The following is a 15,824-nucleotide window of genomic DNA, read 5'->3' as shown; positions in this document are numbered from 1 at the left end:
TTTGCCCAGTCGTACATAAGGTGCTTGCCCCTTTGTACGATTTTTTTGTTTGTTCATTGTTATAACATGAAAAAAGGATGAAAAAGTTTACTTGACCCACGGGTTGCTGATAGCACCTTTAGAAGAGAGAATCAGAGAGGATGACATTAGTTGAAGAGAAAAGAAATCAGGATAATGATTGCAGGGGTTGCATTGGCCTTAGTAGCTTCCGGTTGCTCCAGTGCATCGGAGAACTCTGTGACAGAAGCCAGTCACCCGGTAAAAATTGAGAAACTTGCAATGAAACCATTGGCCAATGATTTTAATTTGGCGGGAACCTTACAGGCAAGTAATGAAGCCAATGTTTCCTTTGAAGCGGATGGACGTATATTGAACACCATGGTCGAGGTTGGGGATTCAGTAGAAAAAGGAAGTGTCCTTGCGAAGTTAGATACATCTGCTTACCAGTTACAGCTGGATCGGGCAAAGGCAACCATGGAAAAGGCAAAGGCTGGTGTTAGCCAAGCGGAGGCTACTGTTCAATCGGCCCAGGCGGGCATTCATAGTTCACAATCCCAGGTCAATGCGGCCCAATCCAAATTGCAGGAATTGAACAATGGCGCCAAAAAGCAGGAGATTGCACAGTCTCAAAATGCGGTTACTGTAGCAACTAATAATTATAACAAGAAGAAAGCGGATGCCGCACGGTCCCAAAGTCTATTCCAGGCAGGTGCAGTATCATTAACGGAAAATGAGAATGCGCAGCTGGAATTAGCAAACGCACAAAAAAGCTTAAGTGATGCGCAAGAGAAATTGTCTCTTTTGCTTGCAGGGGCATCCCAGGAACAGCGTGCCCAAGCCTCGGCTGGGGTAGATCAGGCCAGGGCAGGGCTGGAATCGGCTAGGGCTACTATACAACAAGGGCTAGCCAGCAAAGCTCAGGCGCAGGCTACCTATGAGGATGCATTGGCTGCTTATGAACAGTCAGCCTTGTCACTGAAAAAAGCTACTTTAACTTCCCCGATCACGGGTGTTGTGATTGAAAAAAAGATATCTGATGGTCAACTGGGCTCCAGCGGGAGTGAGGCATTTGTTGTCGGAAATATCAAGACTTTAAAAGTACTCCTCCCCGTACCGGACAGTGAAATCTTATCGTGGAAGAAAAACCAAAAAGTAAATATATCTCTCTATGATGAAATTAGAACAGGGACCGTTACTCAGATCTATCCATCGACTAACTCCAAAACGGGAAGCATCAATGTGGAAGTTAGCATTCCCAATCCCGAACTGAATTGGAAACCTGGTCAAGTCATAAGCGCATCTAAAAGCATGAATCAAAACGAAGCGCTTTTAGTGCCCGTAGAGGCCGTAATTAGTACGGGAAATGATCCTTATGTCTTTAAAGCTGTAAACGGAAAAGCCGTCAAAACACCGATTGAACTGGGAAAGGTGACTAATAATCAGCTCGAAGTGGTCTCTGGGCTACAGGCAGGCGAGCAAATCGTTACGCAAGGAGCAGGAACCTTATTTAATGGTGATTTAATTGGGAATGATGTACTTGGGAAATCGGAGGAGTCGTCCGAATGATTAAATATATCGTTAAAAAGCAGAAAATTACACTCATTTTCTTTGGCATGTGCATTGTGCTAGGGCTCTACAATTTTACATCGTTACCTAAACAAGAGCAGCCCGATGTTATTCCTTTGTCAGCCAGTGTTACAACCATCTATCCGGGCGCCTCACCCGAAAGAATCGAGCAAACCATTACTAAGGTCATGGAACAGAAAATTAAAGCCGTACAAGGTGTCAAAACGATTTCTTCCACTTCATCTAAAGGCCAATCCAGTATAACTGTAGAAGCTTTTGAAGATGCAGACCCGACAAAGGTATGGGCTGATCTTCGTACAAAGGTACAGGATGCCCGGTCTGAGCTTCCAGATGATGCGATGCAGCCGGTTATCAATGATAGCATGACAAGCTCTTTCATTGGTTCATATGCGATTACTTCTGATAAAATTGAGAATTTATACTCGTTGAATGAATTGATGAACAAATGGAAAGATCAATTAAAAACGGTTTCGGGTGTTTCACAAGTTAATATTCAAGGAATACCGGACCAAGAAGTACGAATCAGTTTAGACACGCAAAAGATGCAACAATATAACATCTCCTGGGAGCAGGTTGTTCAAGCAATCAAGAATGAGAATGAAAGAGTTCCTACAGGAAGCATGGATTTCAATGAGCGTACTTATCAACTGACGGTAAATGCCTCTACCGATCCATCCATTCTAAATAACGTCCAGATTTCAAGCAATGACGATGGATTCCCGATATCTCTGAAAGATGTAGGGACAGCCTCACTTGTTTTTAAAAAAGCAGCTAGTTATACGTATGTGAATAACAAGCCTGCTATTTCGATCAGTGTGAGTGGAGATACAGGCACAGACGTGCCAACAGTATCTAAAGCGACTACAGCCAAAATCAATGAACTTGTGAGCAGTTTGCCGAAGAATGTACATTTTGAGCTGCTTTTTGCGCAAAATGATCGAGTAGATGAAATGTTTGGAAACCTGACCAAAGAGATGATCATCGCTATTATATCGGTCATTGTGATATGTACATTAGGTTTAAATTTGCTGACTTCTGCATTTGTGGCCTTAGCCATTCCTGTTTCCATCGCCATCGGCTTTATTTTCTTGCCCACAACAGGAATCACGCTGAATCAAATTTCAGTCATCGGATTAATCATCGTGCTAGGGATATTGGTTGATGATGCCGTCGTGGTCAATGACAATATTGAACGCCGGCGCACTGAATTTGGGGAAGATGCTACGGAGGCAGCCATTAAAGGAACGAAAGAGGTTTCCTTATCAATCATTACAGCTACACTAGCTACGGTTGCAGCATTTGCCCCGCTTTTATTCCTGCCGGGCACCATTGGTGACTTTATTAAACCGATACCTACCGTTATTTCGTTAACGATGCTGGCTTCCATGATTATGTCATTAACGATCATTCCTATTTTCCGTCAATGGTATGATCAACGTCGTAAAGGAAAAGAGAATAGTAGGACAGTTAAGCCACCTGGACTTCTGGGGAATCAAATCCAGTCTCTATCCAATGTGTACTCTAAAAACTGGATGCCAAGAATACTGCGACGCCCACTTTTAACAGCGCTTATTGGTCTTATGATGGGTACAGCAGCTTATGGACTACTTGCTGTTGTTCCCATTGAATTATTTCCGGATTCCGATCAAGCGGATGCCACGATCAGTGTAACAATGCCAGAAGGAACATCGTTGCAGGCAACCAATCAGGTTATTAACGAGATTGGCATGTGGGTCAAAAAACAGCCAGAAACAGAGCGGTTGGCGGCAACGGCAGGTGGAGGAGCGCCTCAGCTGTACAGCGATGTTGCAGGTGGTCACGGCTCTGGGGGAGCGGTAAACGGCCAAATTGCTGTCGTTGGAAAAGAAGGGCTATTTGATCTCAAAAAAACAGTGGATAACTGGACCCATACGCTACAAGCTAAATATCCATCTGCATTAATCAGCATTCGTGTTCCCCAATTAGGTATTCCGGTCGGCAGTGCGGTGTCTATCCGTATAAAAGGAGAAGACATGGATAAGCTGCAAAACATGACAACTAAAGTCAAAGAAATTGTTGCGGGAACCCCCGGAGCTGTAGATGTGACCGATAATATGGGGATGCAAAGCTATAATCTGAATTTCCAAATTAATCAGCAAGCCTTGGATAAATATCAGGTTAGCTATTCCGATTTAACGCGTACCTTGCTATTAATGGGTGACGGTGTAAATGTAACGGATTTTGATACGGGTAAGGAATTGCTTGATATAAATGTATATATGAACAAATCAAACCATGATCCTGAGGTATTGTTCCAACAGTTAAGTGTGAACAATGCGGCAAGGGAACAAATCCCCTTATCCCAATTAGCCACGATGAAACCGGACTTTTCCATCCAACAAATCCACCGCTATGATCTGGAACGGACGGTAACGATCTCAGCCAATGGAAATGGGCGTACGGCTACAGAACTCACTAATGACATCCGTAGCAAACTTACAAATACCCAGTTTGAACCAGGCTACACCTGGGAGATGGGGGGGGAAACATCCGCGCAGTCTGATATGTTTAAGGACTTGGGCAAATTAGCTGTGATTGTTATTTTCCTTATTCTCCTCTTGATCACCATGCAATTTTACTCGGTTTCCACACCGCTCATTATTATGACCACTGTTTATCTGGCAGCGGCAGGGGGAATCCTTGGAAGTTTTATTTCAGGGATGCCAATTGGATTCATGAGTATTATGGGTATCATTTCACTTGCTGGTATCGTCGTGCGTAACGGTATCGTGCTGATAGAGTTTATTGAAGATGCGCGGCGTGAAGGCGCTGATTTAACAGACGCCATTCTAATGGCATGCTCTGCCCGTTTCCGTCCGATCTTGCTTACTTCGCTAACTGCGATTGTGGGTATGATCCCTATTGCCACAATAGGCGAGATCTTGTTCAAACCGTTAGCAACGACCATTATTTTCGGACTGATTTTTTCAACTATTTTAACATTGTTTGTAGTTCCGACGCTGTATATGGTCGTAGCTCATCTGAAGCTGAAACGAAAGCATAAGAAGGAAAAGGCTATAAATAGCGATAGCTCAGTGACCTTGTAGGTAAATATAGAAAAGAATATACTTCATTATTTCCTTATTACTATGAAATCGTGCATTAGACGAGTGTCTTAATGTACGATTTTTTCTTTTGTCGATATTGATTATTTCATTGACATAGTCCACAAAAATCATTACTATAATTGTTGCAAAAGTCCACTAAATTGGGGGAGTTATGATCAATATAGATGCTAATATGATAGCGGATATGAGGCGTTTTAATCGGTTCTATACGAATATACTGGGTGTTTTAGATAGACATGTGCTGGATAGCGGATATTCCTTTACCGAGGCCCGTGTCATTATAGAGATCGGGTTGATCGAGCCATGTATTGCGAATACTCTAGTCGAATCTCTTAAAATTGATCGCAGCTATATGAGTAGGATCATTGCTAAATTTTGCAAAGAGGGCTTTCTTGTTAAGGAAAATTCAACGTTGGATAATAGAACAAATCTGATTCGTTTGACTCCTAAAGGAAAAGCATTCTACAACCAACTGAATGAAAGGTCTGATGAACAAATTCTAAAATTAGTTCAAGGACTTTCAGAAGAAGAGATTAAGGAATTACATGCTTCTATGTTGTTAATTCAGAAGAAATTGGATAATTTGGAGAGGATACAGAATGATACGATTTGAATGCGACTATACCGAAGGTGCTCATGAGCGCATATTAAAGCGACTTTTGGAGACTAATGATGAACAAACCCCAGGTTATGGTGTGGACGATCATTGTGAAAAAGCCAGAGCTTATATTAAAAAGGCATGTGACTCCCCAAATGCAGATGTACACTTTTTGGTTGGAGGTACACAGACCAATACCACCGTCATTTCTTCTATTCTGCGTCCGCATCAAGGCGTCGTTGCGGCAGTTTCTGGACATGTTGCGGTTCATGAAACCGGAGCGATTGAAGCTACTGGACATAAAATACTTACTTTGCCAAGCGGGGATGGGAAGATCCGGGCCGAGCAGGTACAAGATTTGTATGACACTCACTGGAATGATGCCGCTCCTGAGCATAGTGTACAGCCAGGGATGGTTTATATTTCCCAACCTACTGAGAATGGAACGATCTATAGTAAATCAGAGCTGGAAGCATTAAGTAGAGTCTGTCAAGAGTGTGGTTTACCACTGTTTATAGATGGAGCCCGATTAGGCTATGGCTTGGTGGCCGAAGATAGCGATGTATCTTTAGCAGATATAGCGAAGCTATGCGATGTATTTTATATTGGCGGGACCAAAATTGGAGCCTTGATGGGAGAAGCAGTAGTCATTCTAAATGATACATTGAAAAAAGATTTTCGATATATGATCAAGCAAAAAGGAGGACTGCTGGCTAAGGGAAGAATGTTGGGCATTCAATTCGAAACTTTGTTTGAAGACGGTTTATACGTTGAAATTTCCAAACACGCTATAGATATGGCAAAACTGCTTCAAAACGGATTATCTGAGCAAGGTTTTTCTTTTCAATACCGTTCTACAACCAATCAGCAGTTTCCGGTTTTACCAGATCGTATACTAAAGGCATTGAGTGAAAAATATACTTACTCCTTTTGGGAAAAGGTTGATGATGCACATAGTGCTGTTCGATTCTGTACCAGTTGGGCTACAAAGAAAGAAAATGTTAAAATGCTGATTCAGGATATTAAAGCATTGCGATAAAGGTCATAGAAAGAGTAATTTATAATTTTAAAGATGTAGAATGACTATGTAATAGCCATACTTCGTTGCATGCATTGCAGCGAAGTATGGTTTTTTTGTGCATTTTACTTATTCCAAAGCGGCTTGTCTTTAGTTCCATGAAAGAGCAAGTGGATATAAAAATGGAAAAACAAGACAAGAGCGGAGGTATAAAATCGGCGTCTAATTCTTTACACTGAATATCTACCGAACCTGCTTGCGGTACTGAAGAGGGGAAAGCCCAGTTATTTTTTTAAAGATTTTATTAAAGTGGGAAGCATGACCGAACCCGACATCCTCTGCAATATGCTGGATTTTGTCTTTGGTGGTTCGAAGTCTTGTTTGGGCCGCTCTGACCCTCACTACGCGGATGTATTCGCTGAAATGAAAACCAGTCAACTTTAGAAAGATACGGCTTAGGTAAGCTGGACTGATGAAAAAGCACGCGGCCACTTGTTCGAGAGTTAACGGTTCATTGTAATGCTCCTGGATAAAAGAAGAAATTTCCGTGATTTTCTGATGCATGGGATGAGGGGAAACAGGTTCACTACGCTCGATCGCTTCTGATCGGTGCACTAGGATCAGCATTTCCAGCAGTAAATGCTGTACGCAACGGTCATGCAGAGGCTGCTTATTCCTGCATTCGGTATTCATCTGTAGGAATAAGCGTTCAACCTCCACTTGCTCTCTCGCAGGTAAGCGAAGCAACGCGGATTGCTGATACGGAGGCAGGTCAAGAATGTCATGATCCTGCTGTGGGAGAAATGTCGGAGAAAAATGAATCAAAATGCGCTCCGTTTCCTGCAATTGTGTGCTGGCGGTAGAGTGCAAGTCATGAGGAAGGATGAATATTAGATCCCCCTTGCGAGCGGTGTATACCTTGCCATTCATAAAATAGATGCGTTCGCCTCGCAGTAAGAGATACAGCTCATAGTTCTCGTGGACATGAGGCCGGGGCATAACTGTGAAACCGGTACGATAGATGTGATGAATGGAGAATTGTTGTTCTCCAATGACATATTTATCTTCTTTCATTTCATTCATGTGCTTCTTCCTTTGCAAATTAAGATAAGTAAGCGCATTCATATACCAACAGTATATATGACAACCTGCCAATGATAAAAGCAGAAAAGATTGATGAAAGGAGGTGAAGGCGCTTCTGAACGTCTCGGATCGTGTTTTTATAAAAATATGCGCTGATGTGAAAGAAAATCTTAGGGAGGAAACAGAATATGAGCAAGCAGCGTACATGGAAAAAGGTGCTATGTAATGTGGTTGTGGGTTCATTGTTGTTAACCTTGTGCCCACCACTAATCCAAGCGGAGACTGCGGTAGGAACAGAGAACGCAAAAGTGGCAAAAGTGGCGACGGATATTCCGGCGTTTCCGGGGGCTGAGGGTGGCGGTAAATATGTTACCGGAGGACGCGGAGGTGAAGTGTATGAGGTTACCACGCTGGCAGACTACGGCAAAGAGGAACAGATAATACCCGGATCTCTTCGTGCAGCGGTCAGCTCCGATAATCGGACGGTCGTATTCCGGGTGGGTGGAACGATTCATCTCAAGGAGCCACTTAAAATCTTGGGAAACAACCTGACGGTTGCTGGTCAGACAGCTCCTGGCGACGGTATAACTGTAAGCGATTACACCACAGGGATTGATGCAGATAACGTCATTCTCCGTTACCTGCGTTTCCGATTGACCGACCGTTACCCCAGTGAGGATGACGCGTTAGGAGCCAGATACCATAAAAACATAATGATTGATCACTGTTCCTTTAGCTGGTCGGTGGATGAGGTACTGAGCCTGTATGACAACGTCAATACAACGGTACAATGGTCCATTGCGTCCGAAAGTATGCTAATGACCACGCATCAGAAAGGTCGTCACGGCTATGGCGGCATATGGGGCGGACGAAATTCCACCTATCATCATAACTTGTTGGCTCACAATGCAAGCCGTAATCCGCGTTTTCCAACCGATAAAAAACAAATCGACGCTGTGGAAATGACCAATAATGTCATTTATAACTGGGGATTTTTCTCTTCATACGGTGGCGGTGAAGGATCGTATAATGTGCTAAATAACTATTATAAGTATGGCCCCAACACATATGAGGACGTTCGCGGTCAAATTTTTGTAGACGTGGGTAGTAAAAAATATAAAACACGCATCTTTATTGGTGGTAACTACATGTACGGCAATGACTCGGTTACGAAAGACAACTGGCAGCTTGGGACATCCATTGGATCAATTATTGATCCTTCCACCCGTTTGGCAGAGCCGATTGAAGTTAGAGGGGAATACGACAACGGAATTTCACCGGATGCGTATGGTCCATACCAAGCGACAGATGCACAGACCGCATACGCTGAGGTGCTTTCCAGCTCGGGAGCCACGCTGCCAAGAAGAGATGCGGTGGACGCCCGAATTATGAATGATGTGAAGAATGGAACGGGTGCGTTTATTAACTCTCCGCGTGAAGCAGGGTGGATTTACGATGATTATAATGTAACCACGACGGAGCTTTCTGACAGTGATCATGATGGAATGCCGGATGAATGGGAACGTGCCAATGGGCTGGACCCCAATAATGCAGACGACCGTAACAGTCAGGAGCTTGCTGGCACAGGGGCGTATGCTCATTTTACCAAGGGCTATACGAATCTGGAGGTCTATTTAAATGATCTAATCGAGAAGCTGTCGGATGGAAAAGAGGTAGATAATCCGGAGGCCGCCGTTCAGGTGTCTGATGCAAGCGGACGTTCACTGAAGCATAACGATATTTTGGAAGCAGGACATAATGCCAGATTAACAGCAACGGCCAAGGACAAAGATGGTATTGCTCACGTTGAGTTTATTATTGACGGTGAACTTGCTGGTAAAGTAGAGACTGCGCCTTATCATCTCGATTGGAACCATGTAACGGACGGTACCCATTATATTGTTGCACGGGTGACCGATCGCAAAGGGACGGCTACCTTTTCCAATCCTGTTACCATTCACGTCAACACGACCACACCTTCGGGAAGCTGGCTCAGTGAAGAGATTGGCTCTGAGGGCAACGATGGTTATATAAAAGGGCATACTCAGGTCTTAAAAGAAGATGCAAGCGGCAGCAGTATAAGACTGAAGTCAGCGGGAGACGTTGACGGTAAGGCAGATATTTTCCATTATGCTTATCAAAAATGGGAAGGTAACACTGAAATTACAGCCCGTGTGGAACAAATTACTCCGGTGGATGATAATGCCGAAGCGGGTGTAATGATTCGTGAGTCGCTGAAGCCTGGATCAAAAATGGCCTTTATGTCTTTAGCATTTGTTAAATATGGCAAACAGGGTATTCTTATCAGTCGTGATCAAACGGATGGTAAGACGAAACGTGCGTCAATGGAGACGTTTATTGCAACGCCATATTCGGTTCGTCTGGTACGACAAGGACAAAAGGTTACCGGCTGGGTATCCGCAGATGGTGTGACGAACTGGGAGAAGGTTGGTGAAACTGTTATAGATGTGCCGGATAATCAGCCGCTATTGTTCGGGTTGGCCACCGATGCATCCAAACAACAAAACGATGTATGGAATTACAATACGTCGGAATTCAGCAATGTCACCATCCGCAACCTGACAGACTCAGGAGGGACTCATCCCACTAGTGTGGTGGTAGCGACCTATGGCCCTGCTGACTTTACATCTCTCCAGGCAGCGATTGACGCAGTCCCTGACGACAGCAACACAAGGACAGTTATCCATCTCAAAAACGGTACGTATCGTGAAAAAATAAAGGTGAATTCCTCCAAAAAAAATCTGAGCATTATCGGAGAAGATCGCGACAAAACGATCATTGCTTTTGATGATACGGCCAAAACGGTGGTGGACGGAAAAGAATTAGGAACAAGCAACAGCTATACAATGCGTGTGCAAAGTCCCGATTTTGTGTTGGAGAATGTCACGGTTGCCAATACAGAAGGAACCGGGCAGGTGCAGGCTGTAGCGTTATATGCCGAAGGTGATCGTGGTAAGTATCACAATGTCAAAATTACCGGCCTACAGGATACGTTGCTTGTGAACCGTGGCAGACAGTATTTTAAGGACAGCTACATCAGTGGCAGTGTAGATTTTATATTTGGAAATGCACCTGCCGTGTTTGATAATTCGATCATACACAGCCTGCGTGCTGGATATGTGACAGCAGCTTCAACAGAAGAGAACAAGCCGGGCTTTGTATTTATTCAATGTCGTCTGACAACAGAAAGTGGTTTGACAGGCAAGGTGGATCTCGGACGGCCATGGCGCCCTTACGCTCATGTTACTTTTTTGAAGACCTATATGGATGAACATATCAAGCCGGGCGGCTGGAATAATTGGGGCAAGGAATCCAATGAGCAGACCGCAAGATTTGGAGAGTTTGACAACTTTGGGCCAGGTGCAGAAAGTAGCGGGCGTGTACCTTGGGCCAAACAGCTTACCGCCGATGAAGCAAGCCAGTACACCGTTGAAGCTGTTCTGAGCGGGACAGATCATTGGGATTGGCGTCTTTAAATTTGATGTTCAATGGTTAAGCGGGGCAAGCGCTTCTAGCGTTCAGCCTCGCTTATTTCTATAGTTTGAGTAGAGGATACATACTTAATTTTCGGCATTGAAGAAACTTGTTTATATGGTAAATGTTTGCTATGTTAAAAGTGCATTTATTTCAAATTGTAATTTATTATTGATTTGGAGGTGTAAGGTATGGCACGTGTGTTAGTAGTGATCACGCCTGCTGAAGGCCATGTTAATCCGACACTAGGATTAGTGAAAAGGTTGGTAGACAGTGGGGAGGATGTTGACTATGTGTGTACGGAAGAATATCGTACGAGAATTCAACAGACAGGAGCACAGATGATCACCTACCCTTTTGTTGATGATGCTTTTTCTAAAGACTCTGATTTAAAGCCAGCAGAATACAAACATCATTATCAATTTGTGTACATGATGGTAAAAGGTATGATTCTTCCGATTATTCCAGAGGTTTTGAGAGTTATTGAAAACAGAACCTATGATTATTTAATCTATGATTCTTTGATGGGCTGGGGAGGCACGATTATTGCTGAGAAGCTAGGAATCCCTGCTGTGTGCTCTATCGCTTCTTTTGCTTTCGTAGAGCCATTGGGATCGGGGCAAGGCATGAATGACAATGATCCGGAGGTAAAGAAGTTGTACACGGCTACGATGCAAATAACGCATCAACTAGCTAATGAGCTTCAGGTTGAGGCTCCAGCTATAGAAAAGATTGCTCCTCATGGCGGGCGCTTAAGAATCGTTTATACAAGCAGCTATTTTCAACCGCAAGCTGAAAAACTGGATCACAGTTTTATTTTTACAGGTCCTTCTATTGTACCGCGTAAAGATGCTCCATCTTTCCCGTTCGAACAACTTCGTGTTCTGCATCCACAGGCGGTTTACATTTCGATGGGTACTATTTTGAATAAAGACTTGGAATTTTATAAGCTTTGTTTTGCAGCATTTCGCGATTTGCCTGTGCAGTTTGTGCTGTCTTCAGGCAATTATACAGACATGGAGCCATTGGCCCCGTGTATCCCTGACAATTTTATAATCAAGCCTTATATTCCGCAATTGGAAATGCTTCAGCATGTGGATGCTTTTGTTACACATGCGGGGATGAACAGTACAAGTGAAGCCTTATATTACAATGTACCGCAGGTCATGATTCCTTTAACATCGGATCAGCCGATCGTAGCCAGTCGGGTGCAGGAACTGGGAGCGGGTGTTGTTGTGGATAAAAATAAGCTTACACCCGCTAGTTTGAGAGCTGCCTTATTAGAGGTATTGAGTCATCCAACCTATAAAGAAAAGGCTTATGTGATCGGCGAATCATTACGTCAGGCTGGTGGGTATAGACATGCGGCAGATACAATTATGAGTCATTTCTCCACCATAGATAAATAAGGCGCAGTCTATATACTGTGATTCCTTTCTTTTAAAGCAGCAGATTTTTCAAACTCTAATTTCTTTGAAATCGCCAGAAGACCAAGGGAGCAGATGATTAGGGCCAAACATACCCAATAGGTGTTTCGGTAACCAATCCATTGAGCGGTTAATCCGCCCATCAAGCTCCCCACCAGTCTTCCAATGGTTGTCGCATTGGAATATAGCGTCGATGCGTACCCTGGAAGAGAGGGCAACAAATCCTGCATGTAACTAATGCCAATGGCAGAAATCACTGCAACAAAGAAGGCTAGAAGAAGTTGCCCCACGAATAGCTGCCACATCTCCGTAGACATAATAACAAGGATATAATAGACAACTCCTGTTAATGCCCCTAAAAATACAAGCAAACGGTTGGAGTATTTAGCTGCTAGTACGCCTAGCATGAGCATCAATGGGATTTCCAAAATTGCACAAATACTGGATACTAGAGCAACGTCACTCGTGTCACCTTTTAAATTGTGAATGATGAACAAAGAAATATTTAAACTGTTCATCCAGTGAGACGTATAGAGCAGAGTAAGAACTAAAAAGGGGATCAGAATCTCAATATTTTTATGTAATGTAATGGTATGAAGTGAAAGTTGATTCTTATGTTTAAGCTGAGCGGGAGGCTGCTGGATAAAAAAGAATAAAAGAACAGCAATGAGAACAAACATAGAGGTCGTTCCCATAAAGATACCTTTAAAGCCCGTATGTGCAATCAAAAAGGAACCAAAAAGCGGCCCGGTAATAAATCCGAGAGAAAACATAGACCGAAGCGTTGAATTAGCAAAGGCGTGATCCGCAGATTTACTGCGATCTACTGCTTCACGTGCACTGGCAAATAACTGCGGCATCCCAGGAGCACCAATGGCCGTAAAGATCGTCATATAAACAAAAAGTACATAAAAATTTTGGATTACAAGATATCCTGCAAAGGCTATGGCATTAAATAACGTACAAATCACCAAAATTTGTTTACGATCTAATCCGGTATCAGAACGTTTGGCAATCAGAGAGCTTATCCATATGCCACAAATCAAAGTTACCGCTGTAAATACACCAAAGGTTCCCACAGATACGCCAAGTGTACTTGTAAAATATACAGCTAAAAAAGGTGCGCTGATGGATATAGCCATGCCTTGTAATAACATGCAGATCATGAACAATGGGTAGTTAGGGATAACAAAAAGATTCTGAATACGCTTTAGCATTTCATTTTTACACTCCTTCCGAATACATACCTATCCCAACCAAACTATATATGACTTTAGCATAATTTGTATATTTACATGGTGTAAAATATTATATATTATTTTTCACTTTGATGAGCAGGACAATATACAGGCAAAGATACTGTAACAGGCTAAGCGTCAAACTCTCCACACCTTCAACTACTAACCTAGCTATGAGATCATGAGATTAACCTGACTGTTCCGCTGTCTTCCGGTAGTCATGATCGTGGGCAAGACAGTAAAGAACAATGTCTATTCGTTCCTGATGATTAGTAGACCGCCCCTTGCTCATAGCTTTCGCTTCCCCATTCCGTACAACTCATAGCGATGTCGCCATTTCACTAAGGTGGTAACGCTGATGTTATGTTTTTTTTGCTACTTCCACACGGCTGCTCTGTCCTGCTTTTAACTCCTGTATGATGGCTAGTTTCTCAATCGCATTGTATGCGTTCTTCTTAGACAAAGGAAAACTCCCCTTCAAGTAGCGGTTTATTTATTAAACCTGCCTACTTGAAGGGGAGCATATCAAAATCGGTAGCCTGTTCCGTAATTTATAATAGCGAGGTTACGAACTTCACCTCCGGAAAGCGGCTATCCGGTCCTTTCATTAAGATTCCGCCTTGATTTTTCAGATACCTATCGAAGAAATCCAGCATATAGGCATTGATAACGGAGTTCGCTCTTTCGGGCGCAATCTTTCCTGTAATGCCCAGCATTTTGAAAATCGGAGAAATGAACTGTACGTCGGCAAAATTCAAGTGCTCCGTATTTTCGATATAGAGGACTTGTCCCCCTTCGTTGACCGCTTCGCGCATCCGTTCAAGCTCCAACTTTTTATCTTCCGTTACTTGATCCTCCCACTCTCTTGTTGAGCCCATACGGTTAAGCTCTGCATCCGTGTAGACCCGGTTATCCATCACCATTTTTAATTTTTCGAAATAGCTTTCCGAGTTGATGAACAAAAACGGCTTTCGCAGACTCTCTCTGTCACGCAGTCGATAAAGCCCTCCATCAAGGTCTATTCCAACCGCGATTCGCGGATCGTAAGAAGCGTCATAGGCCGTCGCTCCGCCGATGGAATGACCGAACACCCCGACATGACCGAGATCAATCCTCCCTTTTAGATGACTTGTAATCTGCCCCGATTGGATGAGCTCGAATTGGTCCAGCGCAAACGCCACATCGCCGGTTAAAACTTTTCCCAACTTGTCGCGATTTCCTCTACTCGTCTGGTAATCATGGGCGGGCGAGAATAAGTCGTTGGTTGTGCTGGTCGTGATTCGCCCGTCCGGAAACTCGGTTGCAAATGTATTGTAGGTGTGGTCGATCACTGCCACGATATATCCATGACTCGCAAGATTTTCGGCTTGCGACGTGTGGAGGAACCTGGAAGAGCCATTGCCGGGATTCGCAAGGATCAGCGGGTATGAAGTCTGTGCCGAAGAGACTTCGGCCCCCGAATAAGCATGACTGTATACGTACTTCAGGTGTTGAAAAGTAAACCCGGGAAGGCCATAGTCCGCGGCCATATAACGTAAAATCTGGGTATCGGGAATAAAGGGAGCGTACTTGCCGATGCCAGCTTGAGCCGGATACCATACCTGAACCATCAATTCCCTTTTGCCTGTCGCGGTTTTGCCAAATGTCTCCTCCCGGCTTGGATCGATGAAATGAAAGACTTGCGTGCCTACCTTCAACTCGCCGGTTGGCGCCGGAAAGTCGAATACGGGAAACACATAGAGGAAGCACGCCGTTGCGATTAGCCCAATCACGATAAAAAGGCGGCCCAGCACCCTACGGATTCGCGAGGCAGTCCGAACGACTTTCAGCGTTATGAAAACGTCTATAAGCGAGAGCATAAGCATCAGGATCGTAAATCCGTATAAAAATAAAAGCTGAACCCTGTATCCTTCGACAAGCAAATGTATCACTAAAAAAATGGAGCCTGCTCCGCTTGTCAGGAGCAAAGCTGGTCTTCGTATACGTTGATTGATAATGAACAGGAGTGCCAACAAACAAGCACTTGAAAAGAATAGCAGCATTTCAAAAAACCTCACGCCAACTCCCCCTTAAAAATAATCCTATCAATGGATTAGTATAGAGGAGCAGCTAGGTTGATACCATTGATCTAGATGACAATTGCCTAACACTCTTGTAAGGTTGCGCGACGATGGCGCAGAAAACGGCATGTAATGTACTGATTCCTGCCTTTCGGCCGGGGTCCGGAAAGGAATGCCCCATCCGCCGCATGTCATGGCCAACGGATGTTGA

Annotated in this window: 9 protein-coding genes; 6 read left to right on the top strand and 3 right to left on the bottom strand. The window is 43.8% G+C overall.

The annotated features are described in order from the left end of the window. The first annotated feature begins 174 nt into the window (after nt 1–174). The 4 genes from C1T21_RS11385 to C1T21_RS11370 all read left to right on the top strand — a co-directional run bounded on the left by C1T21_RS11385 (nt 175) and on the right by C1T21_RS11370 (nt 6,331). Nucleotides 175–1,566, top strand: coding sequence for an efflux RND transporter periplasmic adaptor subunit (locus tag C1T21_RS11385; RefSeq protein WP_103048355.1), 1,392 nt, complete (start codon nt 175–177; stop codon nt 1,564–1,566). After that, complete coding sequence (locus C1T21_RS11380; protein ID WP_103048336.1) at nt 1,563–4,673, top strand: efflux RND transporter permease subunit; 3,111 nt, start codon at nt 1,563–1,565, stop codon at nt 4,671–4,673. The genes C1T21_RS11385 and C1T21_RS11380 overlap by 4 nt, the downstream gene beginning before the upstream one ends. A gap of 172 nt (nt 4,674–4,845) precedes the next feature. Beyond that, nucleotides 4,846–5,307, top strand: a complete 462-nt coding sequence (locus C1T21_RS11375) for a MarR family winged helix-turn-helix transcriptional regulator (RefSeq protein ID WP_103048335.1) — start codon at nt 4,846–4,848, stop codon at nt 5,305–5,307. Further along, entirely contained in the window at nt 5,294–6,331 is a 1,038-nt protein-coding gene (locus C1T21_RS11370; RefSeq protein WP_103048334.1) for a threonine aldolase family protein, read from the top strand. Before C1T21_RS11375 ends, C1T21_RS11370 begins: the two co-directional genes overlap by 14 nt. 222 nt (nt 6,332–6,553) lie before the next feature. Here C1T21_RS11370 and C1T21_RS11365 read toward each other — a convergent pair whose 3' ends face one another. Then, a complete protein-coding gene (locus C1T21_RS11365; RefSeq protein ID WP_103048333.1) occupies nt 6,554–7,393 on the bottom strand; it encodes a helix-turn-helix transcriptional regulator in 840 nt (279 codons plus the stop codon). Between the two features lie 188 nt (nt 7,394–7,581). On the opposite strand from C1T21_RS11365, the gene C1T21_RS11360 reads away from it, so the two are divergent. Then, nucleotides 7,582–10,890, top strand: a complete 3,309-nt coding sequence (locus C1T21_RS11360) for a pectinesterase family protein (RefSeq protein WP_103048332.1) — start codon at nt 7,582–7,584, stop codon at nt 10,888–10,890. Nucleotides 10,891–11,079: 189 nt separating this feature from the next. Next, nucleotides 11,080–12,297: a macrolide family glycosyltransferase gene (locus C1T21_RS11355; protein WP_103048331.1), complete on the top strand. Its 1,218-nt coding sequence runs from the start codon at nt 11,080–11,082 to the stop codon at nt 12,295–12,297. Between the two features lie 8 nt (nt 12,298–12,305). On the opposite strand, the gene C1T21_RS11350 is transcribed toward C1T21_RS11355, so the two are convergent. Beyond that, nucleotides 12,306–13,532: a sugar efflux transporter gene (locus C1T21_RS11350; RefSeq protein WP_103048330.1), complete on the bottom strand. Its 1,227-nt coding sequence runs from the start codon at nt 13,530–13,532 to the stop codon at nt 12,306–12,308. A 572-nt stretch (nt 13,533–14,104) separates the two neighbouring features. Next, nucleotides 14,105–15,610, bottom strand: coding sequence for an alpha/beta hydrolase family protein (locus tag C1T21_RS11345; protein WP_103048329.1), 1,506 nt, complete (start codon nt 15,608–15,610; stop codon nt 14,105–14,107). Between the last annotated feature and the right edge of the window lie 214 nt (nt 15,611–15,824).

Source organism: Paenibacillus sp. F4, assembly GCF_002894905.1.
In the GTDB taxonomy this organism is placed as follows: domain Bacteria; phylum Bacillota; class Bacilli; order Paenibacillales; family Paenibacillaceae; genus Paenibacillus; species Paenibacillus polymyxa_B.
The sequence above is the reverse complement of the archived record's forward strand: the minus strand, read 5'-3'. Positions and strand labels throughout refer to the sequence as shown.

Bases quoted from the DNA above. Each gene is read 5' to 3' on its own strand.
- C1T21_RS11385 (WP_103048355.1), top strand. From the start codon at position 175: ATGATTGCAGGGGTTGCATTGGCCTTAGTAGCTTCCGGTTGCTCCAGT.
- C1T21_RS11380 (WP_103048336.1), top strand. From the start codon at position 1,563: ATGATTAAATATATCGTTAAAAAGCAGAAAATTACACTCATTTTCTTT.
- C1T21_RS11375 (WP_103048335.1), top strand. From the start codon at position 4,846: ATGATCAATATAGATGCTAATATGATAGCGGATATGAGGCGTTTTAAT.
- C1T21_RS11370 (WP_103048334.1), top strand. From the start codon at position 5,294: ATGATACGATTTGAATGCGACTATACCGAAGGTGCTCATGAGCGCATA.
- C1T21_RS11365 (WP_103048333.1), bottom strand. From the start codon at position 7,393: ATGAATGAAATGAAAGAAGATAAATATGTCATTGGAGAACAACAATTC.
- C1T21_RS11360 (WP_103048332.1), top strand. From the start codon at position 7,582: ATGAGCAAGCAGCGTACATGGAAAAAGGTGCTATGTAATGTGGTTGTG.
- C1T21_RS11355 (WP_103048331.1), top strand. From the start codon at position 11,080: ATGGCACGTGTGTTAGTAGTGATCACGCCTGCTGAAGGCCATGTTAAT.
- C1T21_RS11350 (WP_103048330.1), bottom strand. From the start codon at position 13,532: ATGCTAAAGCGTATTCAGAATCTTTTTGTTATCCCTAACTACCCATTG.